The organism is Streptomyces alkaliterrae (genome assembly GCF_007097205.2).
GTDB classification, from domain to species: Bacteria; Actinomycetota; Actinomycetes; order Streptomycetales; family Streptomycetaceae; genus Streptomyces; species Streptomyces alkaliterrae.
Genome location: NZ_VJYK02000054.1, coordinates 1 through 23,327 on the forward strand (window position 1 = coordinate 1; position 23,327 = coordinate 23,327).

A 23,327-nucleotide genomic window follows, 5' to 3' on the forward strand; every position below is an offset into this window, starting at 1 on the left:
GGCCAGCAGGGGCCGGTGCAGAAGTAGTCGACGCCCGGGTCGGCGAGGGCGGCGTCGACCTCGGCCTCCGCGTGGGTGGACCGGCCGATCAGGATGTCGTCCGGGGTCGGGCCGAGGATCGCGCGGGCGGCGGGCACCGGAAGGTCGCCCTGGCCGAGGTGGAGCACGTCGGCACCGGCCGCGTGCGCCACGTCGGCGCGGTCGTTGACCGACAGCAGCCGGCCGTGCCGGCGGCAGGCATCGGCGAACACGGCCAGGTGGTCCAGCTCCTCGGCGGCCTCCATGCCCTTGTCGCGGAGCTGGACGACGTCCACTCCGCCGGCGAGCACGGCGTCCAGGAACTCGGGCAGGTCGCCGCGGTCGCGCCGGGCGTCGGTGCACAGGTACAGCCGGGCGTCGGCGAGTGCGGCCGCGGCCGAGGACACGTGGGACATGGGCCCCTCCTGGACGGGACGCCCGGGCCGCCTCCCCGTGGCGGGGCCCGGACGTCTACGGTTCGGTGGCGGTCAGACGGCCAGCGCCTGGGCGCGCCGCTTGACCTCGGTGCCGCGATTCTCCCGCAACGCCTGCGCGGGGGTGCCGGGCAGGGTGTCGTCGGGGGTGAACAGCCACTCCAGCATCTCCTCGTCGGTGAAGCCGTCGTCACGCAGCAGCGTGAGCGTCCCCGACAGGCCCTTGACGACGCGGCCGTCGCCGATGAAGTCGGCCGGCACCATCAGTACCCGGTTCTCGCCCCGGCGGACGGCGATCAGCTGCCCCTCCCTGATCAGCTGGCGGACCCGGGTCACCTCGACCCCCAGCCGCTCCGCCACCTCGGGGACGTTGAGCCAGGCGGGAACCAGTGCATCTGTCTTCGTGTCGATCTCGGTCACGAGTCCAAGCCTGCCACCAGTGACCGACAATCACACACTTCCCGCCGCCGAAGCGGCCTTCTTCAGCGGTACGGCGGGGTCCTCGGCCAGCCGCCGGTCCAGGCCCGCGCCGCGTTCGATCAGCCGGCGGCCCTGCGCCAGATCGCGCGGGCGGCCCACGGCCAGCAGCGCGGTCAGCCGCCCCTCCCGCAGCCAGCACACCGACCAGGACGCGCCGCCCGGATCGCCCCGCCACAGCAGTTCCTCGCCCTCGCCCGGCTGGCCGGCGAACTGCACAAAGCGCCCGAACTGCTCCGACCAGAAGTAGGGGACGGGGTCGTAGGGCTCCACCGCGCTGTCCACGGCCTGGCCGCTGTCCCCGCCGACCAGGCCGAGCGCGACGGAGCGCGGCCCCTGGAGCGCGTTGTCCCAGTGGTGCACCAGCAGCCGCCGGCCGTAGCGGCGGGACGGGAAGGAGGCGCAGTCGCCGACCGCGTAGACGTCGGGCACCGAGGTGCGCAGCCACTCGTCGACGAGGACGGCGCCGTCCTCCCCCAGTTCCACGCCGGAGCCGGCGAGCCAGCCCGTCGCCGGTCGCGAGCCGATGCCGACCACCACGGCGTCCGCCGGCAGGACCGTGCCGTCGGCCAGCTCCACCTCGCCCGGTCGGACGGCGGTCACCGCGACCCCGGTGCGCAGTTCGGCACCGGCCTCGGCGTACCACTGCCGCATCGGCGCCGCCACGTCGGCCGGCAGCGCTCCGGCCAGCGGCTGCCCGCCGGCCTCGACGACCGTCACCGGGCAGCCGGTCTCCCGGGCCGCGGTGGTGAACTCGGCGCCGATCCACCCGGCGCCGACCGCCACGACCGGCCGGGCCTCGGCCAGTACCGGCCGCAGCGCCCGCGCGTCGTCCAGGGTCCGCAGCAGATGGACGCCGGGCACCCCCTCGGAGCCGGGCAGCAGCAGCGGCTCGGAGCCGGTCGCGATCACCAGCCGGTCGTACGGCACCTCGCCCGCGTCGGTCTCGACGACCCGGCGGTCCGGGCGCAGCGCCGTGACCTCCCGGCCGAGGTGGATCTCCACCTCCAGCGCGGCGAAGTCCACCTCGAAGGTGGAGCCTTCCGCCTTTCCGGTGAGCACGGCCTTGGACAGCGGCGGGCGGTCGTAGGGCGGGTGCGCCTCCGCGCCGACGACGGTGACGCGGCCGGTCCAGCCGGCCTCACGCAGCTGTACCGCCGTCTGCACCCCGGCCAGGCCGGCGCCGACGATCAGCGCGTGCGGTTCTGCTGTCTGAGCACTCTGAGGGGTCACACCGTCACCATAGGCTCTGCCGCCCCCACCGCCGACGCGGCCCCGCGGCGAGTAGGGTGGGGCGCAATGCACTCGCGGGAGCCCGGCGGACCGGGCTGAGAGGGAGGCTGGCGGCCTCCGACCGTAGGAACCTGATCCGGGTCATTCCGGCGAAGGGAGGAGCCGACCCCATGCGTGTCTGCGTGATCGGTGGCGGTGTCATCGGGCTGGTGACGGCCTGGCGGGCCGCCCAGCGAGGAGTACGGGTCCGGGTGGTGGACCCGGAACCTGGCCGGGGCGCCGCCCGGGTGGCGGCGGGAATGCTGGCCGCCGTCACCGAACTGCACTACGGCGAGGAGACGCTGCTCTCGCTGAACCTGGAGTCCGCCCGCCGCTATCCGGCCTTCGCCGCCGAACTCGCCGAGGCGAGCGGCCGGGAGGCCGACCCGACCGTCATCGGCTACCGGGCCTGCGGCACGCTCGCCGTGGCGCTGGACGCCGACGACCGGGCGCACCTGCGGGAACTGCACGCCCTCCAGCACCGCTGCGGACTCGACTCGCAGTGGCTGACCGGCCGCGAGTGCCGCCGCCTGGAGCCGATGCTGGCACCCGGGGTGCGCGGCGGGCTGCGGGTGGACGGCGACCACCAGGTCGATCCGAGGCTGCTGGTGGACGCGCTGCTGCGGGCCGCCGAACGCGCCGGGGTGGAGTTCGTCCGCGTCCGCGCCGAACGCCTGCGGACGGGCGGCGGACGGGCGACGGGCGTGGTCCTGGCGGACAGGCGGGAACTGGCCGCCGACCAGGTGGTGCTGGCCGGCGGGAGTGAGAGCGGCCGGTTGGCGGGCCTGCCGCCGGAGGTGGTGCCCTCGGTACGGCCGGTGAAGGGCCAGGTGCTGCGGCTGCGGATGCCCAGCGGTGCGGCGTACGGGCGCTTCCTGTCCCGTACTGTCCGCGCGGTGGTGCGCGGCGGCGCCCTGTACCTCGTGCCGCGGGAGAGCGGGGAGTTGGTCGTCGGCGCCACCAGCGAGGAGCTGGGCTGGGACACCACGGTGACCGCCGGCGGCGTCTACGAGCTGCTGCGCGACGCGCACGAGCTGGTGCCGGGCATCACCGAGCTGCCGCTGGTGGAGACGTGCGCGGGGCTGCGGCCCTGCTCCCCGGACAACGCGCCGATGCTGGGCGCCACCGCCCTGCCGGGCCTGCTGCTGGCCACCGGCCACCACCGCAACGGAGTGCTGCTGGCTCCGGTGACCGGCGACGCCCTGGCCGCGGCCCTGGTGGACGGCGAACTGCCGCCGGTGGCGGCGCCGTTCACCCCGCTGCGGTTCGCGGGCGGCGACCGGGCCGGGGCCGTCGGTTTCGGGGCCGTCAGCAGGGAGGAGGAGACGGTATGAGGATCCGGGTGAACGGCGAGGAGCGGCCGGCGCGGGAGGGCACGTCCCTCGCGGAACTGGTCGCCGGTCTCACGGCGGCGACCAGCGGGGTCGCCGCCGCCGTGAACGAGAGCGTCGTCCCGCGCAGCGCGTGGGCGAGCACGGCACTGAGCGACGGGGACCGGGTCGAGGTCCTCACCGCCGTACAGGGAGGCTGAGCACCATGACGGCTGAGACGGCTGAGTCCACCGCAACGGCGAGCGCCGCCGAACCGCTGGTGCTCGGCGGGCACCGCTTCGACTCCCGGCTGATCATGGGCACGGGCGGCGCACCGAGCCTGGAGGTCCTGCGGCGGGCACTGGATGCCTCAGGCACCGAGCTCACAACCGTGGCCATGCGGCGGCTCGACCCCGGGGTGCGGGGCTCGGTGCTGTCGGTGCTGACCGAGCTGGACATCGCGGTGCTGCCCAACACCGCCGGCTGCTACACCGCCGGTGAGGCGGTACTCACCGCCCGGCTGGCCCGCGAGGCGCTGGGCACGGACCTGGTCAAGCTGGAGGTCATCGCCGACGAACGCACCCTGCTGCCGGACCCGGTCGAGACGCTGGACGCCGCCGAGACACTTGTCGACGACGGCTTCACCGTCCTCCCCTACACCAACGACGACCCCGTTCTGGCACGGAAGCTGGAGGACGTCGGCTGTGCGGCCGTCATGCCGCTGGGCTCGCCCATCGGCTCGGGGCTGGGCATCCGCAACCCGCACAACTTCCAGTTGATCACCGAGCGGGCCGGCGTCCCGGTGATCCTCGACGCGGGTGCGGGTACCGCCTCGGACGTGGCGCAGGCGATGGAGCTGGGTTGCGCGGCGGTGATGCTCGCCTCGGCGGTGACCCGGGCCCAGGAGCCGGTGCTGATGGCGCGTGCGATGCGGCACGCGGTGGAGGCCGGCCGGCTGGCGGCGCTCGCCGGTCGCATCCCCCGCCGGCACTTCGCGCAGGCGTCCTCTCCGGTGGAGGGCGTGGCCCACCTCGACCCGGAGCGGCCCGCCTTCTCCTGAGCGGGGGTGTCCCCGGCGTGTCACCGTTGTGCTTCAGTGAGCGCTCGCGGGCGCCCTGCCCGGAGTCGGCGGCCCTACCGGCTCGTACACTCTGCTGCTGTGGATGCGACCCTTCAGGACCCTCTGGTCGGCCAGACGCTCGACGGCCGGTACCGCGTGGCGGCGCGGATCGCCGTGGGCGGCATGGCCACGGTGTACCGGGCCATGGACACCAGGCTCGACCGGGTGGTCGCGCTCAAGGTCATGCATCCCTCACTCGCCGCCGACGCCGCGTTCGTCGAGCGCTTCATCCGGGAGGCCAAGTCGGTCGCCCGACTGGCGCACCCGAACGTCGTCGGGGTGTTCGACCAGGGCACCGACGGCACCTACGTCTACCTCGCGATGGAGTACATCGAGGGCTGCACCCTGCGTGACCTGCTGGGGCGGCGCGGCGCACTGAGCCCCCGGGCCGCCCTCGACGTGCTGGAGCCGGTGCTGGCCGCGCTCGGCGCCGCGCACCGGGCCGGTCTTGTGCACCGGGACGTCAAGCCGGAGAACGTGCTCATCGGCGACGACGGCCGGGTGAAGGTCGCCGACTTCGGGCTGGCCCGCGCGGTGGACGCGCAGACGGCGGCGTCGACGACGTCCGTCATGGGCACCGTCTCCTACCTGGCGCCCGAGCAGATCGAGGACGGCAGCGCCGGCACCCCGGTGGACGTCTACGCCTGCGGCGTGATGCTGTTCGAGGCGCTGACCGGCGCCAAGCCGCACACCGGCAGCACCCCCGCACAGATCCTCTACTCCCATCTCAACCGGCCGGTGCCGCCGCCGTCGTCCCGGGTGCCGGGGCTGGCCCTCGCGCTGGACGGGCTCGTGGCGCGCGCCACCGACCGCGACCCGGCCCGTAGGCCGGCGGACGCCGTCGAGCTGCTGCACGAGCTGCGCTCCGCCCGCGCGAAGCTGACCGAGGCGGAGCTGGACGCCGAGCCGCCGAACGGCGAGGACGCCGACGACACGACACCCGTCGCCACCCCGGACGCCGAGCCCCACTCCGCCTCCGACTCGACGCCCGACCCCGACTCCGAGCCGACCAGGCGCGGGGTGAAGATGACAAAGGGCGCGGACGACGGGGTCACCGAGGTGATCCGGCGGCCGCTGCCGGAGGCGCGGGCGGAGCACACCAGTGTGCTGCCGCCGCTGCCCGCCGATCCGCCGCCGTCCCGGCCGCGCGGGCCGCGCGCCCTGCTGGAGGGGCGGCGCCGGCTGCTGGCGCTGGTCGGCGCGGCACTGCTGGTGCTCGGCATCGGCACCGGCGTCTGGTACATCAACTCCGGTCAGTTCACCCAGACGCCGAGCGTGCTGCGGCTGTCGCAGGCGGACGCCGAGCGCACGCTGACGGAGGCCGGGCTGCGGGTGCGGGTCACCCACGAGTTCAGCACCACCATCGACCGGGGTCTGGTGATGGCCAGCGACCCCGGACCCGGCGACCGGGTGCGCGGCAACGCGACGGTCACCATCACCGTCTCCAAGGGCCCCGAGCTGGTGAAGGTGCCGAAGGTGCGCGATCTGCCGCTGGCCGAGGCGCGCAAGCGGCTGCGGGCCGCCGGGCTGGTCCCGGCGACGGTCAGTCGGGCATTCGACGACGAGGTGGCGCGCGGCGCCGTCGTCTCCACCGAGCCGAAGGCCGGCAGCGAGCTGCGGCCCGGGCGGGCGATCTCCCTGGTGGTCTCCAAGGGCGAGCGGCTGGAGGTGCCGACGGTCACCGGGCTGCCGGAGGAGAAGGCACGCGAGACGCTGACCGGCACCGGTTTCAAGGTGAAGGTGGCAGCCGCGCGGGTGCACTCCGAGCAGAAGCCGGGCGAGGTGGCCCGGCAGTCGCCGGACGCGGGCGCCACGGGCGCGCGCGGCGACACCGTGACGCTGACGCTCTCCAAGGGCCCGGAGATGGTGACCGTCCCCGACGTCGTCGGCAAGGACGAGGACGAGGCGGTCAGGCTGCTGAAGGCCGCCGGCCTCGACGTCACCGTGCGGCGCATCTTCTTCACCGGGTCGGTCTTCAGCCAGTCCGTGGACGGCGGCGAGCAGGCCGCGAAGGGTTCCTCCATCACCATCTGGGTGCGCTGACACCCGACCGCCGGAGGCGGTTCCCGACGGGCGGCGGCACCCGCTGACAGTGAGTGCTGCCGCAACGTCGCATCGTGAGGCCAGGGCACCCCGGTTGTGATCCCGGGCATAGGGCGCACATCACCTACGAGCGGGATTAGTGGCGTCTGTCCGGTTCTTCCCGTTGGCAGACCGGGTGATTCCGGACGAGTTCCCACTAGCGGGCGTAGTACGTCACACCTTTGCCACGCGAATTTCCGGCCGCTAACAATTCTCGTCGTCGCACGGCGCCGTGGATCCACCATCGGCGTTCACCGCCGCCCGGCCCAGCGACCCCGAGCACTTGTGAGAGGTCCACTTCGCCATGCCCGAGTTCAAGATTCCCCGCCAGCGCCTCGCCGTCACCAAGACCCAGAAGTTCACCGCGATCGGTGTCGCGGCGGCCGCCGGTGTCGCGAGCCTCGCGATGAGCCTTACCCCGGACAGCACGACGGAAACCACTCAGGTCCGGGCCGTCGCCGAGCCCGCCGCGCCGGTCCTGCTGCCCGCCGGCATACCCGAGCAGCAGAGCGACCTCGGTCGCCAGCTGGCCGAGGCCGAGAAGCGCGCCTCCACGGAGAAGGAGGCCGCCGAGAAGGCCGAGGCCGCCAAGGCCGTCGCCGCCGCCAAGGCGGAGGCAGCCCGCAAGACGCAGCTCGGCCAGAAGGCCGAGGAGGCCCGCAAGGCCGAGCAGGCGCGCAAGGCGGAGGCGGCCCGCAAGGCCGAGGCCGCACGCAAGGCCGAGGCCACGCGCAAGGTCGAGGCGGCCCGCAAGGCGGACGCCGAACGCAAGGCCGCCGCCGAGCGCAACCAGAAGGCCGCCAGCCGTTCCGTGGCGCGCAGCTACCCGAACAACCTGGACGGGTGGATCCGCGAGGCCATGGACATCATGAAGGCCAACAACATCCCCGGCTCGTACAACGGCATCCACCGCAACATCATCCGCGAGTCCAGCGGTGACCCGAACGCGATCAACGACTGGGACATCAACGCCCGCAACGGCGTGCCGTCCATCGGCCTGCTCCAGGTGATCAAGCCGACGTTCGACCACTACCACGTGGCGGGCACCAAGAAGAGCCAGTACGACCCGGTCGCCAACATCGTCGCCGCCTGCAACTACGCGGCCGACCGCTACGGCTCGATCGACAACGTCTTCAGCGCCTACTGACCGACCCGGCGCACACGCCCGGCGCGGCCGGGCCCTCTCACGGCGCCGGCCGGCGGACCTGCTCCGCCGGCCGGTGCCGGCGCCTGGCACCCTTGGAGCCGTGAGTCCCTCGCCTACCGACCCGGCCGATCCCGCCGCCGACCCGGCCGATCCCGCCGTCCGACGCAATCCCGTGGGCGGCCACGTGCCGGTCGCCGGCGGCCTGGCCGCCACCGGCCTGTCCTACGCCGCCACGCTGGAGGCCGAGACCGTCCAGGTCTTCGTGGCCAACCCGCGCGGCTGGGCCACCCCGCCCGGCGACCCCCGCCAGGACGAGGCCTTCCGGGCCGAGTGCGCCGCGAGGCGCCTACCGGCCTTCGTCCACGCGCCCTACCTGATCAACTTCGGTTCGCACTCCCCGGAGACGGCCGCGCGCTCTGTCGTCTCCATGCGGCACTCGCTGCGGCGCGGCCGCGCGATCGGCGCGGCGGGCGTGGTCGTGCACACCGGATCGGCGACCGGCGGCCGCACCCGCGAGGTCGCCCTGGCGCAGGTCCGGGAACTGGTCCTCCCGCTGCTGGACGAGCTGACCCACGACGACGACCCGTGGCTGCTGCTGGAGCCGACGGCCGGCCAGGGCTCCTCGCTCTGCTCGCTCGTCGCGGACCTGGGCCCGTACTTCGACGCCCTCGACCACCACCCCAGGCTGGGCGTCTGCCTGGACACCTGCCACGTCTTCGCCGCCGGACACGACCTGGCGGCCCCCGGCGGCACCAAGCTGCTGCTCGACGAGCTGGTCTCCGTCACCGGCGGCGGCCGGCTGAAGCTGATCCACGCGAACGACTCCAAGGACGTCGCGGGCGCGCGCAAGGACCGGCACGCCAACATCGGTGCCGGCCACATCGGCGCGGAGCCGTTCGCGGACCTCTTCCGGCACCCGGAGACGGCGGGCGTGCCGCTGGTCATCGAGACGCCGGGCGGCCCCGAAGGCCACCACGGGGACGTCCTGCACCTCAAGCGGCTGCGCGAGTCGGCGCACCCGGGCTGAACCTCCCGGGACGGAGGCTCAGAGCTCCGGGCCCTCGCCGGGCTCCTCCTGGTAGGAGTAGCGCTGCTCACGCCAGGGGTCGCCGACGTTGTGGTAGCCGCGCTCCTCCCAGAAGCCGCGCCGGTCGGCGGTCATGTACTCCACGCCGCGCACCCACTTCGGCCCCTTCCAGGCGTAAAGGTGCGGCACGACCAGCCGGACGGGGAACCCGTGCTCGGCGGTCAGCAGCTCACCCGCGCGATGCGTGGCGAAGAGGGTGCTCCCGCTGTCGAAGTCCGACATCCTCAGGTTGGAGCTGAAGCCGTACTCGGCCCAGACCATGACGTGCGTGGCCTCCGGCGCCGGCGGGGCCAGCTCCAGCACGGTACGGGCGGGCACGCCGCCCCACTCGACGTCCAGCATGCTGAACTTCGTCACACAGTGCAGGTCGGCGGTGACCGTCTCGTACGGGAGGGCGCTGAACTCCTCGTGGGTCCAGCAGTGCTTGTCACCGTCGGCGGTGGCGCCGAAGACGCGGAACTCCCAGCGGTCCGGACGGAACCGGGGCACCGGCCCGTAGTGGGTGACCGGCCATCCCCGCTGCCGCCGCTGACCCGGCGGTAGCTGCGCGTGCCCTGTCCCCTCACTGCCCGGATGACCCATGAATCCATGGTGACAGACCTCGCGGGGTGCTCCGCACCACGCCGGACACCGGGCGGGGCACAACCCGTATACGGGACGAATCACCGCAAAAGATGGGCAAATTCGGTAAGCCTGGTCTTACTGGACGTGATCCACGTCTCAGTGCGAAGATGCGGCGCACAGTAACCTCCCGAGCGTTCCGGAAGGAGCCCGCAGATATGCAGGGCGACCCCGAGGTCATCGAATTCCTCAACGAGCAGCTGACCGCCGAACTCACGGCGATCAACCAGTACTTCCTGCACGCCAAGATGCAGGAGAACAACGGCTGGACGAAGCTGGCGAAGTACACCAGGGCCGAGTCGTTCGACGAGATGAAGCACGCGGAGGTGCTGACCGACCGCATCCTCTTCCTCGACGCCCTGCCCAACTACCAGCGGCTGTTCCACGTGCGGGTCGGGCAGACCGTGACGGAGATGTTCCAGGCCGACCGCCAGATCGAGGTCGAGGCCATCGACCGCCTCAAGCGCGGCATCGAGGTCATGCGCGCCAAGGGCGACATCACCTCGGCGAACATCTTCGAGGACATCCTGGCCGACGAGGAACACCACATCGACTACCTCGACACCCAGCTGGAACTGGTGGAGAAGCTCGGCGAGCCGCTGTACATCGCCCAGCTGATCGAGCAGCCGAGCAGCTGAGAGGCCCCGCCGTCAGGCGGCGGCGGCAGCGCTCACCGGCGCGGCCTCGCCGCGTGCGACCGACCCACCCATGGTCGGCACCGTCACGGCCGGCACCAGGCCGCCCGTGCGGGCGGGCGACTGCTCAGCGGCGTCCGGAAGCAGAGCGGCGGCGGTCTCCGGCACGCTCTGCTCGCGTCGCCCGCAGCCCCTGCCGAGCAGGCCCTGGATGCGGCGCACGCAGGAACCGCAGTCCGTCCCCGCCTTGCACGCGGAGGCTATCTGCCGAGGCGTGCAGGCCCCGGCCGCCGCGTGGTCACGGACCTGCTGCTCGGTCACGCCGAAGCAGGAGCATACGTACACGCGGTTTCACCTCCACTGGGGACTGAGGCTGAGGTTAACCTAACCTTACCCTCGCCCACCAGGGGGTAGTCGCGACCTCGGGGCGCGGATCCCTGTGATCCGCGCCCCAGATCATCTCCAGCGGCGCTCCGTCATCCGAGCGCCCCGACACGACGGGCGAACGCCCGCACCCCGGGCAGCACACGATCGTGCCGCATCAGGCCTCCGGCCATGACGCGAACAGGCCCCCTCCGAACCTCCTCCTGCGCCGCCTGCTCGGCGGCGAGCAGCGCCCGGTAGCAACGGTCCGGCTTCCCCCACTGCTCGAAGGCCCGCGCCACGTCGATCCAGTACCGAGCCCGCCGCTCCGCGCTGGGCAGACCAGCGGGATCAACACGCCGGGCGTGCTCGATGGCCTCCCCCACGTCGCCGAGCAGGTAGCTCACCGAGACCTGGTGCAGGGCCACCTGACCGGGCCCGTCATGACCGAGCCGACCGGCGATCGCCGCAGCCTCGGAGACGAGGCCCCGCGCGGTGTTCCGGTCGCCCTGCTTCGCCGCGGTGTACGCGGCGGTGGCGTAAAGGTTGGCCTGCGCGGAGAGCCGTTCGGCGATGTCGACGGTCCGGCCGGCGCCCAACTCCTGCGCTGCCGTGACCGCAATATCTGTGGCCCGGGCGTAGTCGCCCCGGCGGCGCCAGGTGGAGGACACCATGCGGTGGGCCCCGGCCACGGTGACGGCGTCCGCGCCACCGAGGGCCGCGCTGAGAGCCCGACCGGCGGTGACGGGAGCCAGCCCGTCCTCGCCGAGCTTGATGCACAGCCGCGTCGCGATGCTGTACAGCCTGGCGACGGCGGTCGCCGCCTGCTCAGGGCTCCCCTCGGAGCCGAACGCCTCAGCGAGGGCGATCCGCGCCGGAAGGGCCCGGGAGAGGGTGTCGTAACGGCAGGCGCTGAACTCAGTCCGAGACGCGCGCACCGCCGCAGCGAGGGCGGACGGGGTGGGCTCCGCCGCGCGGGCGGCGGACGGCGAACCGACGACCGCGCCGGTGGTGGCTGCGGTCAGGGTCGCCAGGAGTTCTCGGCGTCGCATCGGGTCGTCCTCCTCTTCGCTGAACAGGACGTGCGCAGCCACCCTAGCGGCCGGCATGGTCACGGTTGCGGCTCTGCTGGTGGCCGCGGGCGGCGTAGCGCATCAGGTAGCGGGTGCTCTTGGCGAGCGAGCGCAGCAGGGCGGCCGGGTCGGCGGCGCTGTGGTCGTCGCGTAGGAGGGCACGGGCGTGGTCGACCGTGGCGCTCGCGAGGTCCCGCGCGTGGCTGTCCGCGAGGCTGCGCGCGTGTGCCTCCGCCGGGTCGGCCAGCAGTGTGAGGTAGGAGCGCAGCCGTCGGCGGACCTCGTCGGCAGCGGGGCCGGTCGGCCGGCCCTGCGCGAGCGCGAGCGCCAGGTCCACGTCGCGTCCCATGTCGTGCCACGTGGGCGGCGGGTTCTCGGGCGCCCCGGTCACCGGTCGCACTCCTCTGCCGAGCCGCCCCGGCCGTCGCGCTCGGCGTCGGCGTCGGCGCAACGGGAGAGGAAGAGGCCCCAGCCGTGGGCGGCGCGGGCGAGCAGTTCGGCGGAGGGCTGCTCCGGGTGCAGACCGGCTCCTGGGACCCGCAACGGGAGTTCGGGACGGTCGGGAGTGCTTTCGCGATCGGTCATCGTGGTCTCCAGGGAGTGTGGCGGCGCCGCCGGGCTGGGAAGAGAAGGGGAGTGCTTGTCACTGGTCCCGGCTTCTCACGATTACGACCAGTCAACTGGCAGGTGGTCACGAGGAGTACGGTGTTGGGCACTCACAGCGGTTTACGCGGTTTAAGAGGGGACGCCATGGCACCGGATCGCGAGCCCAACACCGCGCTGGCGCAGGTCATCGCGGAAACCGGCCTGACCAACGCCGCGTTAGCCCATGCCGTGCGACGGGTCGCTTGGGAGAACGGCGAGACCGTCCAGACCAACAAGTCCACCGTCACTCACTGGGTCCGGTACGGCGTGCAGCCGTCCGGCAACGCTGGGAGGCACCTCGCCGAAGCACTGTCGCGGCGCCTCGGCCGCGTAGTCACCCTTCGGGAAATCGGTCTACCCGAGCCCGACCCCGAGCTGCTGGACTGGCGCACGGATACGCTGAGCGCCCTGGCCGATCTGGGGAGGATCGACACCATGGACATAGACCGCAGGCAGGCCATGGGGACTGCGGCCTACTCACTGGCCGCCCTCACCCTGCCCGGCAGCTCATGGTGGACGCACATGGCCGATCACGGCAGAACACGGCGGTCAGGCCGCGTACTTGCCGGCCAGGGCGATCTCGACGCCGCACGCGACATGGCCGGTCTCTTCTCCACCATGGACCAGCGCCACGGTGGAGGACACGCCCGCACCGCCGTCGTCCGATATCTCACCACCGAGGTCTCCAGCTACCTGAACGGCACCTTCTCCGACGACCGCGTTCGGCGGGGCATGTTCTCGACTGCCGCCGAACTCGCGTACCTCTCGGGATGGATGGCCTTCGACAACGGCGAACACGCGACTGCCCAGAAGCACTTCACCGTGGCGGTGAAGCTCGCTGCCGAAGCAGACGACTCCCCCATGGCCGCCCACATCCTCCGCGCCATGGCCCACCAGGCGAACGACCTCGGCCACCCGAAAGCCGCCCTCGACCTCGCCTCCGCGTCGGTGGAAGGCAAGCGCTACGCGGAGGCAAGCCCGCGAGAGAGGGCCCTCCTTGGCGTCGTCCACGCCCGCGGCCTGGCTTCCACCGGGCAGAAGAATGCCGCTGTCCGGGCGCTTCTTCGTGCCGAGGACGACTTGGCCGCAGCCCGGCACGGTGACGGCGAGCCGGGACGCGTCTTCTTCTTCCAGGAAGCTTCTCTTGCCCATCAGACCGGCCTGGCCCTACGCGACACAGGAGACCTCTCCGCAGCCGAACAGCAGCTCCAGCGTTCTGTGCGCACCCGCAAGGCCACCACCTTCACCCGCACCCACGCTGTGACCCTCGGCTACCTCGGCAGCGTCCAGGCCCGCCAGCACCGCGTCGAGGAGGCATGCTCCACATGGTCTGCCGGCCTCGACGCGATGACCGGCGTTCGCTCGGCCCGGACGCGACAGGCCGCTGTCGAGATGCGCGCCGCGCTCTCGTCGCTTCGGCAGCGTGGGATCCGAGCTGTCACCGACGTAGACACCCGAGCCGCAGCGTATCTCGCCGCTACGGCCTGATCCCTGAAGGGGACCTGAATGACAGACCGTGAGAGGTTCGAAGTCGAGGCGTTGGGACGTGTGATCGGTGGGCGGGTTGAGCCGACCGACGACTACTGGGGCGGGACCCAGGCGATCATCCAGCTCGACGACGGCCGGTTCACCTCCGACGCCACAAAGGGCCTGGAGGAGTTCTCGCATCTGGAGGTCGTGTTCCGTTTCCACCTCACCGACCCGGCCGACCTCAACCTCGGAGCGCGGCGGCCGCGCGACAACCCCGACTGGCCGGAGGTCGGAGTGTTCGGGCATCGCAACATGCGGCGGCTGAACTGGCTCGGGGTCTCGCGCTGCCGCCTGGTGAAGGTCGACGGGCTCGACCTTCACGTCGAGGGGCTGGACGCCGTCGACGGCACCCCGGTGCTGGAGGTGAAGCCGTGGTTCGCCGAGATGGGGCCGCGTGGCGAGGTGCGGCAGCCCGGGTGGGTCGGGGAGATGCTGGGCGACTACTACGCGCCCGGCGAGGAGTAGCCAGACGCGGCGCAGGGCGCGGATCGGGGATCCGATCCGCGCCCTGCGGCGTCGTGCGGTGTGTCGGCCCACGTCATCACCGGCTGACCTCAACCTCACGCTGCGCCCGCACGATCAATGTCCCCAACCCCTCCACCGGCGCCGCAAGACAAGTCGCGTCAACGACCGCGAACCCGTTGCGCTTCAAGAGGTCAGCCCAGACCTCCGGCGGATAACACCACCGATCAACGGTCATCCCCCTACCATCAGGGCCTTTCCCGTACATAGGCTGACGACCATACAACTCACCCCGAACCTCCCCGTGCGAGAACACGAACGCGCCGCCGGGACGAAGCCGATCAAACACCAAGGGGAACAACTCCTCCGGATCGGTGAACCACACCGCCCCCCAGATCGAGTAGATCACGTCGAAGGTCAGTTCCGTCTCAGCCAGGTAGGCGCACGCCTCTCCATGGACGAAGTCAAGGCCCGGCTCGCCTGCCCACCACCGCCGAGCACGCTCCACCTGGACACGTGACAGGTCCAGGGCGGTCACGTGCACACCCTGCCGCCGAGCCAGGTACGCAGCTTCCCGGCCCTCGCCCGGCCCCAGCTCCAAGGCAGTAACTGGGTTCCCCAGTAGCTCCGTCCCGGGCCCATGCCCCTCGTACTGAGTCCACTCGAAACCCACCACCTCGGGCGCGGGACAGTCTCTGATCTTGTCGGGCTTGTAGCGATCCCAGAAGAGTGAAGCGTGAGACGTCTGTGGCATGGGGTCCTCGAAGGGCGGGGGAGGCGGTTGTCCAACGGATCGACAACCTAGCCCCCTCGCCCTCCTTGTAGGCGTGAACTTCCCACGTTCACGCCTACGGGTACCCCACAGCGCCTCGTCGCTCAGTGACAGTTACTGCCCGGTCGGCAGGGCCCGCACTTCGCGTAGTCGGCCTCCCACAGCTTCCAGTCCACCTCGAAGCCGTTGTCCGCGATGATCTGCGCTGTCCGCTCCACGGAGCCGTCGTGCTTGAACTCGATCTCGGGGATGTGCTCCAGGAAGCGTCCGCCGAAGTGCTGAGCGCAGAAGTTGCGGTAGTTCGCGGTGTCCAGGATGAAGACGTGGACGGCGATGTCGACGATCCGACCGCAGCACATCTCCAGGCCCTGGCCCCACTTCTCGATGGCCGTGATCAGGTAGGAGACAGCCGCGTGGAAGAGCCGCGTGGCCATCACCTCGTCGAACGGATAATCACGCATGAGGAGAGCGACCTCCCGGTCCCACACCTCCGGCGCGACATAGTCCCGGGGGTCACGAACGCGTGCTTCGATTGCCGTCGCCATGCTGACCTCCATGATCGCGTTGTCCGTCAGCCGCCGGTGCGGCTGGCCGTAACGCCACTTCAGCGCAGCTCAGCGCCGAGATGCTATCAACTTGCCTCCCGTGCACAGCGTTTGCAGAAGCTGCACATGTCCTCGACGCGTTTCGCCGGCGCGTTCTACCGTGAAAGGGCCTCAGCCCCTGGCCCTGGGAGGCGTCATGCGCACGACCGACCTGCTGTGGAGCAGCGACAAGGCGCAAACCCTCATCCAACACCGACACGCCGGCGGCTTAATCAAGATGGCACGTCGTGCCCGAGGATGGCGCCAACAGGACCTGGGGATGCGGATCGGCTGCTCAGCCTCCACGGTCTCCCGCCTCGAAGCCCGAGCAACGGTCACTGACCTCGCCCTCCTACGAACGGCCGCACAAACGGTTGGCGTCCCACCCACAGTTCTAAGCGAGGCGCTCGGCCTGACGCCCCCCAGAACCACTAGAGTTACGGCATCCGGTCCATACCAGGCTCAGGAGGACCCCATGCGACGCCGCACCCTGCTCACAGCTGCAGGGCTCGCAGCCCCCGCCCACCTCCTGGCCGGAGTGGACACCGCCCTCGCCGAAATGCCCGCACCGGCCGGCTCACCCATCCCCCTCGACACCCGACTGGCCGCTGCCCGAACTCATTTCGACAGAGGCAACCACAACCAACTTCTCGCGCTCATCCCCGATCTCCTTGCCTCAGCCCACGCCCAGGCCGCAGGACGCACAGACACCTCACACGCCCGCCTGTCCGCCTGCTACACCCTGACAGCACAGGTTCTCGTAAAGATCGGCAAATACGAGCACGCGCGCCTCGCCGCCGACCGCGCCGCGACCTACGCCGATCTCTCAGGATCACCGCTGACAACCGCCGCCGCAGCCCGCGAACTCAGCATTGTCCTACGCCATCAGGACAAGCCCGAGGCAGCCCACCGCCTCATTCTCGCCGCAGCGGCGCAAGTGGAGAAGACAGGACTTACCACCGACGCACAAGCAGCCGCCTACGCACAAATGCTCTGCACCACCTCCTACACCGCCGCGCGCTCAGGACACCGCCACGAGGCGGTCGCGATGATCCAGGAAGCGGCCAACGCCGCTCGCCGACTGCCCACGCAAGCGCCCGCCGGCCGGCTGTTCTCGATCACCCCCGCCTCGGTCAGCCTCTACGAGGTCAGCGTTCACTGGGCTCTGGGAGACGCCGGAGCCGCCCTTCATGTCGGCGAGCGCCTACACCCACGGCAGTTCCCCACAGCAGAACGACGAGGAAGACTGCACACTGACCTCGCCCGAGCCTGGTGGCAATGGGGAAAGCCCCGCCAAACGGCACAATCTCTCCTGGACGCCTACCGCGCCGCGCCGACAGAGGTCCGAGACCGCCCCGCGATCCGCAGCCTTGTGACGCACCTCAACGACAAGCACCACCAGCTCACCGAGGTACGTGAACTGGCCCGAGCAGTACTGCACCCCACAAGGCCACCAACGAAGTAGAACCATCCCCAGCGAGTCAACGCCCTCAGCCATCCTCGACGTCTCATCCGACCTGGTGCATGGCAGTTAGCGGCCGGCGCGGTCACGGTTGCGGCTCTGCTGTTGGGCGCGGGCGGCGTAGCGCATCAGGTAGTGGGGGCTCTTGGCGAGCGAGCGCAGCAGGGTGGCCGCGTCGGCGGCGCGTGGTCGTCACGTAGGAGGGCACGGGGCGTGGCAAGCAGTAGACGGCGCGCCACTGGGCGCGGATCGGGGATCCGATCCGCGCCCAGTGGCGTCGTGCGGTGTGTCGGCCCTTGCGGGCCGGTAGGCCTACTGGTGGCGGTACATCTCGGCGACCAGGAAGGCCAGGTCCAGGGACTGGCTGCGGTTGAGGCGGGGGTCGCACGCGGTCTCGTAGCGCTGGTGGAGGTCGTCGACGAAGATCTCGTCGCCGCCGCCGACGCACTCGGTGACGTCGTCACCGGTCAGCTCCACGTGGATGCCGCCCGGGTGGGTGCCGAGCGACTTGTGGACCTCGAAGAAGCCCTTGACCTCGTCGAGCACGTCGTCGAAGCGGCGGGTCTTGTGGCCGGAGGCCGCCTCGAAGGTGTTGCCGTGCATCGGGTCGCAGACCCAGGCCACCTGGGCGCCGGAGGCGGCGACCTTCTCCACCAGGGTGGGGAGCCGGTCGCGGATCTTGTCGGCGCCCATCCGGGTGATGAAGGTGAGCCGGCCCGGGGTGCGGTCCGGGTCGATGCGGTCGATGAGGGTCAGCGCCTCTTCGGGCGTGGTGGTCGGGCCGAGCTTGACGCCCACCGGATTCTCGATGCGGGAGACGAACTCGATGTGCGCGCCGTCGAGCTGCCGGGTGCGCTCGCCGACCCAGACCATGTGGCCGGAGACGTCGTAGAGCTTGCCGCTGCGGGAGTCGGTGCGGGTCAGCGCGCCCTCGTAGTCGAGCAGCAGCGCCTCGTGGGAGGAGAAGAACTCGACGGTCTTGAACTCCTCCGGGTCCACTCCGCAGGCGTTCATGAAGTTCAGCGCCCGGTCGATCTCCCGGGCCAGCGCCTCGTAGCGCTGCCCGGAGGGCGAGTTCTTCACGAAGTCCTGGTTCCAGGCGTGCACCTGGCGCAGGTCGGCGTAGCCGCCGGTGGTGAAGGCGCGGACCAGGTTCAGCGTGGACGCCGACGCCTGGTACATGCGCTTCAGCCGCTGCGGGTCCGGGTTGCGGGCCTCGGGGGTGAACTCGAAGCCGTTGACGGAGTCGCCGCGGTACGTCGGCAGGGTGACGCCGTCCCGGGTCTCGGTCGGCTTGGAGCGCGGCTTGCTGTACTGGCCGGCGATGCGGCCGACCTTCACGACCGGCACCGAACCGGCGTAGGTGAGGACGGCGCCCATCTGGAGCAGCGTCTTCAGCTTGTTGCGGATGTGCTCGGCCGACACGGCGTCGAACGCCTCGGCGCAGTCGCCGCCCTGGAGCAGGAACGCCTCACCGCGCGCGACGGCCGCCATGCGCTCCCTGAGCTGGTCGCACTCGCCGGCGAACACCAGCGGCGGATAGGACTCGAGCTCGGCTACGACGTCGCGCAGGGCCTTCGAGTCCGGGTAGTCAGGCTGCTGCGCCGCGGGCAGGTCTCGCCAGGTGTGGACACTGGCGTCGGTTTTGGCGTTCACGGTCACGTGCCCAAGGTTACGCCGTCCGCCGGCGTCCCCCGGCAGGCGACCGATTGCTGAGACGGCACGTCCCGGTGACCGGTTCCGATCCCCCCGGCGGAAGGGCGGCCGCCGCGACACACCCGGCGTCCGTACCGTGGAACACCGTCGCCCGGGCCTCGTCGGCCGGGTATGGTGACGGCGTGATCGCGCAGCGCACTCTCCGTCAGCACACCACCTGGCTGTGGCCCGCCCTCCCGGCGGCCCACTGACCTGCGCGTATCCGCGAGAGTCCACCACGAGGCCGCCCGAAGGGGCGGCCTTCGGCGTGTTGCGGCCCCCCTTCGACGGTTGTCATCCGAAGGGAAGCAGCCCCATGCCACCGCACCACAGCCCGGCCGACCCGGCCCAGGACACCGACCACGACCCCGCCGACCACGACGCCGCCGCCGCACTCCGGCGGCTCGGCGAGCCGGACGCGCCGCCGTTCGCCCTGCTGCACCGGCGCGCGCCCGGCCGCGACGAGAGCACGGCCGAGCTGCTGGTCGGCACGGTCAGGGACGTCGAGCGGCTGGCCGAGATCCCCGTGGACGGACCGCTGGGCGCGCTCGCGCTTGTCCCGTTCCGGCAGATCCGCGAGCAGGGTCTGACCGCGCACGACGACGGCACCCCGTTGAGCGTGCTGCTGCCGCACAGCCGTCACGAACTGCCGCTCGCGGATCTCACGGCCGTGCTGCCGGACCACCGGGTCGACGTCCGGGAGGAGGGCTTCGACCTGTCCGACGCGGAGTACGAGTCGGTCGTGCGGCGGGTCGTCGACGAGGAGATCGCCACCGGCGAGGGCGCGAACTTCGTCGTCCGGCGCACGTTCCACGGCGTCATCGACGGCTACACCCCGCGCGACGCGCTGGCTCTCTTCCGCCGTCTGCTGGCGCAGGAGCGCGGCGCCTACTGGACGTTCGTCGTACACACCGGCGACCGCACGCTGGTCGGTGCCAGCCCCGAGGCGCACGTGCGGATGACCGGCGGCACGGTCGTCATGAACCCGATCAGCGGCACCCATCGCTATCCGCCCGGCGGCCCGACCGTCGAGGCGCTGCTGGACTTCCTCGCCGACCGGAAGGAGACCGAGGAGCTGTCCATGGTGGTGGACGAGGAGCTGAAGATGATGTGCGCGGTCGGCGACCGGGGCGGTGTGGTCGTCGGCCCACGGCTCAAGGAGATGGCACACCTCGCGCACACCGAGTACGAGCTGCGGGGCCGCAGCACCCTCGATCCGCGCGAGGTGCTGCGCCGCACGATGTTCGCCGCGACCGTCACCGGCAGCCCGCTGGAGAACGCCTGCCGGGTGATCCGCCGCCATGAGCGGACCGGGCGCGGCTACTACTCAGGCGCGCTCGCCCTCTTCGGCCGGGACGCGGGCGGCGCGGTCACCCTGGACTCCCCCATCGTCATCAGGACCGCCGAGATCAACGCCTCCGACGGGCGGCTGCGGGTCGGGGTGGGTGCCACGCTGGTGCGCGGCTCGGACCCGGCGGCCGAGGTCGCCGAGACGCATGCCAAGGCGGCCGGGGTGCTGGCCGCGCTCGGCGTGCGCCCGGGCCGCCCGGCCGGTGCGCGGGACGGGCGGCCCGAGCGGCGGCTGGCGGAGGACCCCCGGGTGGTGGCGGCGCTCGCCGAGCGTCGTTCCCGGCTCTCGCCGTTCTGGCTGCAACTGCGGGACGGTCTGCCCGCGCCCACCCCGCCGGTCGACGGCGCGACACGGCCCGAGGTGCTGGTGGTGGACGGCGAGGACACGTTCACCGCGATGCTCGCCCATCTGCTGCGGTCCACCGGCCCCGAGGTGACCGTGCTGCGCCACGACAGCCCCGACCTTGAGAACGTGGTGCTCGCGCATCCGGGCCCGGTGGTGCTGGGGCCGGGCCCCGGCGACCCCACCTGCGGGGACGACCCCAAGATGCGTCGGCTGCGGCGGCTCACCGGTCGGCTGCTGGCCGAGCACCGGTACGGGCTGCTCGGCGTCTGCCTCGGCCACGAGCTGATCGCGGCGGAACTCGGCCTGGAGTTGGTCCGCACCGAACGGCCGCGTCAGGGCGCCCAGATGGAGATCGACTACTTCGGGCGACGGGAGACGGTCGGCTTCTACAGCTCGTTCGTCGCGCGCTGCGACGACTCCGCGGCCGCCGCCCTCGCGGCACGCGGGGTGGAGCTGGGCCGGGACGGCACCAGCGGTGAGGTGTACGCGCTGCGCGGGCCGGGGGTGGCCGGCACGCAGTTCCACCCTGAGTCCGTGCTCAGCCCCGGCGGCGCGCGGCAGCTCGCAGAGCTGCTGCACGGCGCGGCGCTCACCGTCTGACCAGTCGCACACAGGACGGCTCGGGCGGTCGGGGGGACACCGGCCGCCCGGAGCCGTCAGGCCGGTTCAGCCGAAGAAGATCTCGTTCTCCGCGTAGCGCGCGGCGTCGACCGTGCGCGTGCCGGAGACGGCCTCCCGCAGCGGCACCCGCACGATGTCGGTGCCGTGCAGCGCGACCATCGCGCCCCAGTCCCCGTCGTGTACGGCGTCCACGGCGTGGAGTCCGAAGCGGGTGGCGAGCCAGCGGTCGTTCGGGGTGGGGGTGCCGCCGCGCTGGATGTGGCCGAGGACCGTGGTGCGCGCCTCGTGTCCCGTCCGGCGCTCGATCTCCCGGCCCAGCCACTCGCCGACGCCGGACAGCCCTTTCAGGTCGACCTCGCCCTTCGCCGGGACCGCGCTGTCGGAGACCACCACGATCGGCGCGTAGCTGGCCCGGAAGCGGGACTCGACGTACTCGCAGACCCGGTCGAGGTCGAAGGGCCGCTCCGGGATCAGTACGCAGTTGGCGCCGCCGGCGAGTCCGGCGTGGATCGCGATCCAGCCGCTGCACCGGCCCATGACCTCCACCACGAGCACCCGCTTGTGGGACTCGGCGGTGGTGTGCAGCCGGTCGATGGTCTCGGTAGCGACGGTGACGGCGGTGTCGAAGCCGATGGTGTAGTCGGTGCCCTGGATGTCGTTGTCGATGGTCTTGGGCACGCCGACGCAGGGCAGGCCCTCCTCGTCGACCAGCCGGGCCGCCGCCGTGAGGGTGTTGACGCCGCCGAGCACGATCAGCGCGTCCAGTTCGTGTGCGGCCAGCGCGGCCTTCACCCGGCCCGCGCCGCCGGTACCGGCGAGCGGGTCGGTGCGGGAGGAGCCGAGGATGGTGCCGCCGCGCGGCAGCGTGCCGCGCACGGCCGGGATGTCCAGCGGGACCGTCCGGTCGTCGAGCACGCCGGCCCAGCCGTCCAGGAAGCCGGTGAAGGTGTCCCCGTGCTCCTGCACGCCCTTGCGGACGATCGCCCGTAGGGCGGCGTTCAGTCCGGGGCAGTCGCTGCCGCCGGTGAGCACTCCGATCCGCATGTTCGTCTCCTCCTGGGTGGTCGACGTGTCGGGCGGGACCGGTCCGGCCTCCGGTCAGCCGTCCAGCCCGCGCTCTATGGCGTACCGCACCAGTTCCACGCGGTTGTGCAACTGGAGTTTGCCCAGCGTGTTCTGCACATGGTTCTGCACGGTGCGGTGCGAGATCACCAGGCGCTCCGCGATCTGCTTGTACGACAGGCCCTTGGCGACCAGGCGCAGCACCTCGGTCTCCCGGTCGGTCAGGCGCGGCGCCTCGGACTCCGCCTCGGTGCGGCGTCCGTCCTCGGCGGCCAGTCGGCGGTACTCGCCGAGTACCAGTCCGGCCAGGCCGGGGGTGAACACCGCGTCGCCGACGGCCGTCCGCCGGACGGCGTCGATCAGTTCCTCGGCGCCCGCCGACTTGAGCAGGTACCCGGTGGCGCCGCTTTTCACCGCCTCCAGCACGTCGGCGTGCTCGCCGCTGGCGGACAGCACAAGCACCCGGGGGCCGCCCCCGGTGCCGACGACCTGGCGGCAGACCTCGACACCGGGCAGCCCGGGCAGGTTGAGGTCGAGTACCAGCACGTCGGGTTCGGCGGCCCGGGCCCGGCGTACCGCCTGCGGGCCGTCCTCCGCCGTGGCCACGACCTCGAAGCCGGCCGCCGCCAGGTCGCGGGCGACCGCGTCCCGCCACATCGGATGGTCGTCGACGACCATCACCCGTACCGCCGTCGGCACGCCGTCCACCTCGTTCATCTCGGTACCCTCAGCTCCACTTCCGTTCCCTGCCCGGGAATCGACACGTACTCGGCGGTGCCGCCCAGTTCCCGCAGCCGTCCCCGGATCGACAGCGAGACGCCCATCCGGCCCTCCGACTCGGCGGCGGCCAGCCGGCCGGGCGCGATGCCGGGGCCGTCGTCGCGGACGGTGACCCACACCGCCTCCGGCTCGTCCTCCAGCAGGATCCAGGCGCGGGCGTCCGCACCCGCGTGCTTCCGTACGTTGTCCAGCGCGGCGGCCACCGCCGCGTCCAGCGAACGCGCGACCGCGCCCGGTACGACCACCGGGGTGCCGGGACCGCTGAAGCTGACCCGTGCCCCGGCCCGCGCGGCAAGCAACTCGCCCAGATCGCAGGGGGTTTCGGGGTCGGCGGTCCGCTCGGCCGCGTCCCGGACGGCGGCGGAGGTGGGGACGGGGA

25 protein-coding genes, 1 pseudogene and 1 riboswitch are annotated in these 23,327 nt (G+C 72.0%); of the genes and pseudogenes, 12 read left to right on the top strand and 14 right to left on the bottom strand.

Annotated elements, in window-relative coordinates:
* The 3 genes from FNX44_RS07475 to FNX44_RS07485 form a co-directional block, all read right to left on the bottom strand.
* The coding region (locus FNX44_RS07475; RefSeq protein WP_143647191.1) for a thiamine phosphate synthase at positions 1-434 on the bottom strand (434 nt) is incomplete at its 3' end.
* Positions 435-506: 72 nt separating this feature from the next.
* Positions 507-872: an Rv2175c family DNA-binding protein gene (locus FNX44_RS07480; protein WP_143647192.1), complete on the bottom strand. Its 366-nt coding sequence runs from the start codon at positions 870-872 to the stop codon at positions 507-509.
* Between the two features lie 30 nt (positions 873-902).
* Complete coding sequence (locus tag FNX44_RS07485) at positions 903-2,162, bottom strand: NAD(P)/FAD-dependent oxidoreductase (RefSeq protein ID WP_143647193.1); 1,260 nt, start codon at positions 2,160-2,162, stop codon at positions 903-905.
* Between the two features lie 64 nt (positions 2,163-2,226).
* A riboswitch (TPP riboswitch) is annotated at positions 2,227-2,338 on the top strand.
* On the opposite strand from FNX44_RS07485, the gene thiO reads away from it, so the two are divergent.
* The 6 genes from thiO to FNX44_RS07515 all read left to right on the top strand — a co-directional run bounded on the left by thiO (position 2,333) and on the right by FNX44_RS07515 (position 8,887).
* Complete coding sequence (thiO, locus tag FNX44_RS07490) at positions 2,333-3,535, top strand: glycine oxidase ThiO (RefSeq protein ID WP_143647194.1); 1,203 nt, start codon at positions 2,333-2,335, stop codon at positions 3,533-3,535. It overlaps the preceding riboswitch by 6 nt.
* A complete protein-coding gene (gene thiS, locus FNX44_RS07495; protein ID WP_143647195.1) occupies positions 3,532-3,732 on the top strand; it encodes a sulfur carrier protein ThiS in 201 nt (66 codons plus the stop codon). The genes thiO and thiS overlap by 4 nt, the downstream gene beginning before the upstream one ends.
* 5 nt (positions 3,733-3,737) lie before the next feature.
* Positions 3,738-4,571 (top strand): thiazole synthase, encoded by an 834-nt coding sequence (locus FNX44_RS07500; protein WP_143647196.1) that lies wholly within the window; start codon positions 3,738-3,740, stop codon positions 4,569-4,571.
* Positions 4,572-4,670: 99 nt separating this feature from the next.
* Positions 4,671-6,674 (top strand): Stk1 family PASTA domain-containing Ser/Thr kinase, encoded by a 2,004-nt coding sequence (pknB, locus tag FNX44_RS07505; RefSeq protein ID WP_143647197.1) that lies wholly within the window; start codon positions 4,671-4,673, stop codon positions 6,672-6,674.
* Positions 6,675-7,017: 343 nt separating this feature from the next.
* A complete protein-coding gene (locus FNX44_RS07510) occupies positions 7,018-7,860 on the top strand; it encodes a transglycosylase SLT domain-containing protein (RefSeq protein ID WP_143647198.1) in 843 nt (280 codons plus the stop codon).
* 100 nt (positions 7,861-7,960) lie between these two features.
* Positions 7,961-8,887 carry a deoxyribonuclease IV gene (locus tag FNX44_RS07515; RefSeq protein ID WP_143647199.1) on the top strand — a complete coding sequence of 309 codons (927 nt, stop codon included), beginning with the start codon at positions 7,961-7,963 and terminating at the stop codon, positions 8,885-8,887.
* 18 nt (positions 8,888-8,905) lie between these two features.
* Here FNX44_RS07515 and FNX44_RS07520 read toward each other — a convergent pair whose 3' ends face one another.
* The gene (locus FNX44_RS07520; protein WP_143647200.1) at positions 8,906-9,529 is read right to left on the bottom strand and encodes a sulfite oxidase-like oxidoreductase; all 624 of its coding nucleotides are present in this window, start codon (positions 9,527-9,529) and stop codon (positions 8,906-8,908) included.
* Positions 9,530-9,726: 197 nt separating this feature from the next.
* Between FNX44_RS07520 and bfr the strand changes: the two genes are divergently transcribed.
* Positions 9,727-10,206 carry a bacterioferritin gene (gene bfr / locus FNX44_RS07525; protein ID WP_143647201.1) on the top strand — a complete coding sequence of 160 codons (480 nt, stop codon included), beginning with the start codon at positions 9,727-9,729 and terminating at the stop codon, positions 10,204-10,206.
* A 12-nt stretch (positions 10,207-10,218) separates the two neighbouring features.
* Here bfr and FNX44_RS28830 read toward each other — a convergent pair whose 3' ends face one another.
* From FNX44_RS28830 to FNX44_RS07545, 4 genes are all read right to left on the bottom strand, one after another.
* Positions 10,219-10,548, bottom strand: coding sequence for a (2Fe-2S)-binding protein (locus tag FNX44_RS28830; RefSeq protein ID WP_323369110.1), 330 nt, complete (start codon positions 10,546-10,548; stop codon positions 10,219-10,221).
* Positions 10,549-10,679: 131 nt separating this feature from the next.
* Positions 10,680-11,618 carry an XRE family transcriptional regulator gene (locus FNX44_RS07535; RefSeq protein WP_181356313.1) on the bottom strand — a complete coding sequence of 313 codons (939 nt, stop codon included), beginning with the start codon at positions 11,616-11,618 and terminating at the stop codon, positions 10,680-10,682.
* A 43-nt stretch (positions 11,619-11,661) separates the two neighbouring features.
* Positions 11,662-12,030, bottom strand: a complete 369-nt coding sequence (locus FNX44_RS07540; RefSeq protein WP_143647202.1) for a DUF6415 family natural product biosynthesis protein — start codon at positions 12,028-12,030, stop codon at positions 11,662-11,664.
* The gene (locus FNX44_RS07545; RefSeq protein ID WP_143647203.1) at positions 12,027-12,224 is read right to left on the bottom strand and encodes a hypothetical protein; all 198 of its coding nucleotides are present in this window, start codon (positions 12,222-12,224) and stop codon (positions 12,027-12,029) included. The genes FNX44_RS07540 and FNX44_RS07545 overlap by 4 nt, the downstream gene beginning before the upstream one ends.
* A gap of 165 nt (positions 12,225-12,389) precedes the next feature.
* On the opposite strand from FNX44_RS07545, the gene FNX44_RS07550 reads away from it, so the two are divergent.
* Positions 12,390-13,772, top strand: coding sequence for an NsdA family TPR-like regulatory protein (locus FNX44_RS07550; RefSeq protein WP_143647204.1), 1,383 nt, complete (start codon positions 12,390-12,392; stop codon positions 13,770-13,772).
* Between the two features lie 18 nt (positions 13,773-13,790).
* A complete protein-coding gene (locus FNX44_RS07555; protein ID WP_143647205.1) occupies positions 13,791-14,279 on the top strand; it encodes an SAM-dependent methyltransferase in 489 nt (162 codons plus the stop codon).
* 76 nt (positions 14,280-14,355) lie between these two features.
* Here FNX44_RS07555 and FNX44_RS07560 read toward each other — a convergent pair whose 3' ends face one another.
* Positions 14,356-15,030 (bottom strand): class I SAM-dependent methyltransferase, encoded by a 675-nt coding sequence (locus FNX44_RS07560; protein WP_143647206.1) that lies wholly within the window; start codon positions 15,028-15,030, stop codon positions 14,356-14,358.
* 122 nt (positions 15,031-15,152) lie between these two features.
* Positions 15,153-15,593 (bottom strand): UCP032817 domain-containing protein, encoded by a 441-nt coding sequence (locus FNX44_RS07565; RefSeq protein ID WP_143647207.1) that lies wholly within the window; start codon positions 15,591-15,593, stop codon positions 15,153-15,155.
* 196 nt (positions 15,594-15,789) lie between these two features.
* Here FNX44_RS07565 and FNX44_RS29655 point away from each other — a divergent pair.
* A pseudogene (locus FNX44_RS29655) lies at positions 15,790-16,020 on the top strand (helix-turn-helix domain-containing protein); the annotation flags it as partial.
* 87 nt (positions 16,021-16,107) lie between these two features.
* Positions 16,108-17,097 (top strand): transcriptional regulator, encoded by a 990-nt coding sequence (locus FNX44_RS07570; RefSeq protein WP_323369113.1) that lies wholly within the window; start codon positions 16,108-16,110, stop codon positions 17,095-17,097.
* A 309-nt stretch (positions 17,098-17,406) separates the two neighbouring features.
* On the opposite strand, the gene FNX44_RS07575 is transcribed toward FNX44_RS07570, so the two are convergent.
* Positions 17,407-18,756: a class II 3-deoxy-7-phosphoheptulonate synthase gene (locus FNX44_RS07575; protein ID WP_143647209.1), complete on the bottom strand. Its 1,350-nt coding sequence runs from the start codon at positions 18,754-18,756 to the stop codon at positions 17,407-17,409.
* A gap of 349 nt (positions 18,757-19,105) precedes the next feature.
* On the opposite strand from FNX44_RS07575, the gene FNX44_RS07580 reads away from it, so the two are divergent.
* Positions 19,106-21,085: an anthranilate synthase family protein gene (locus tag FNX44_RS07580; protein ID WP_143647210.1), complete on the top strand. Its 1,980-nt coding sequence runs from the start codon at positions 19,106-19,108 to the stop codon at positions 21,083-21,085.
* Between the two features lie 66 nt (positions 21,086-21,151).
* Here the strand turns inward: FNX44_RS07580 and FNX44_RS07585 are convergent, their stop codons facing one another.
* The 3 genes from FNX44_RS07585 to FNX44_RS07595 all read right to left on the bottom strand — a co-directional run.
* Positions 21,152-22,150 carry an ATP-dependent 6-phosphofructokinase gene (locus tag FNX44_RS07585; protein WP_143647211.1) on the bottom strand — a complete coding sequence of 333 codons (999 nt, stop codon included), beginning with the start codon at positions 22,148-22,150 and terminating at the stop codon, positions 21,152-21,154.
* 54 nt (positions 22,151-22,204) lie between these two features.
* Positions 22,205-22,885 (bottom strand): response regulator, encoded by a 681-nt coding sequence (locus FNX44_RS07590; RefSeq protein ID WP_143647212.1) that lies wholly within the window; start codon positions 22,883-22,885, stop codon positions 22,205-22,207.
* Positions 22,882-23,327: sensor histidine kinase (locus FNX44_RS07595; RefSeq protein WP_143647213.1), on the bottom strand; the 446-nt coding region annotated here is incomplete at its 5' end. The genes FNX44_RS07590 and FNX44_RS07595, both read right to left, overlap by 4 nt.

Excerpts from the sequence above, each read along its gene's own strand:
- thiO (WP_143647194.1), top strand. The coding sequence starts at position 2,333 with ATGCGTGTCTGCGTGATCGGTGGCGGTGTCATCGGGCTGGTGACGGCC.
- thiS (WP_143647195.1), top strand. The coding sequence starts at position 3,532 with ATGAGGATCCGGGTGAACGGCGAGGAGCGGCCGGCGCGGGAGGGCACG.
- FNX44_RS07500 (WP_143647196.1), top strand. The coding sequence starts at position 3,738 with ATGACGGCTGAGACGGCTGAGTCCACCGCAACGGCGAGCGCCGCCGAA.
- FNX44_RS07510 (WP_143647198.1), top strand. The coding sequence starts at position 7,018 with ATGCCCGAGTTCAAGATTCCCCGCCAGCGCCTCGCCGTCACCAAGACC.
- FNX44_RS07520 (WP_143647200.1), bottom strand. The coding sequence starts at position 9,529 with ATGGGTCATCCGGGCAGTGAGGGGACAGGGCACGCGCAGCTACCGCCG.
- bfr (WP_143647201.1), top strand. The coding sequence starts at position 9,727 with ATGCAGGGCGACCCCGAGGTCATCGAATTCCTCAACGAGCAGCTGACC.
- FNX44_RS07535 (WP_181356313.1), bottom strand. The coding sequence starts at position 11,618 with ATGCGACGCCGAGAACTCCTGGCGACCCTGACCGCAGCCACCACCGGC.
- FNX44_RS07545 (WP_143647203.1), bottom strand. The coding sequence starts at position 12,224 with ATGACCGATCGCGAAAGCACTCCCGACCGTCCCGAACTCCCGTTGCGG.
- FNX44_RS07550 (WP_143647204.1), top strand. The coding sequence starts at position 12,390 with ATGGCACCGGATCGCGAGCCCAACACCGCGCTGGCGCAGGTCATCGCG.
- FNX44_RS07555 (WP_143647205.1), top strand. The coding sequence starts at position 13,791 with ATGACAGACCGTGAGAGGTTCGAAGTCGAGGCGTTGGGACGTGTGATC.
- FNX44_RS07560 (WP_143647206.1), bottom strand. The coding sequence starts at position 15,030 with ATGCCACAGACGTCTCACGCTTCACTCTTCTGGGATCGCTACAAGCCC.
- FNX44_RS07565 (WP_143647207.1), bottom strand. The coding sequence starts at position 15,593 with ATGGCGACGGCAATCGAAGCACGCGTTCGTGACCCCCGGGACTATGTC.
- FNX44_RS07570 (WP_323369113.1), top strand. The coding sequence starts at position 16,108 with ATGCGACGCCGCACCCTGCTCACAGCTGCAGGGCTCGCAGCCCCCGCC.
- FNX44_RS07580 (WP_143647210.1), top strand. The coding sequence starts at position 19,106 with ATGCCACCGCACCACAGCCCGGCCGACCCGGCCCAGGACACCGACCAC.
- FNX44_RS07585 (WP_143647211.1), bottom strand. The coding sequence starts at position 22,150 with ATGCGGATCGGAGTGCTCACCGGCGGCAGCGACTGCCCCGGACTGAAC.
- FNX44_RS07590 (WP_143647212.1), bottom strand. The coding sequence starts at position 22,885 with ATGAACGAGGTGGACGGCGTGCCGACGGCGGTACGGGTGATGGTCGTC.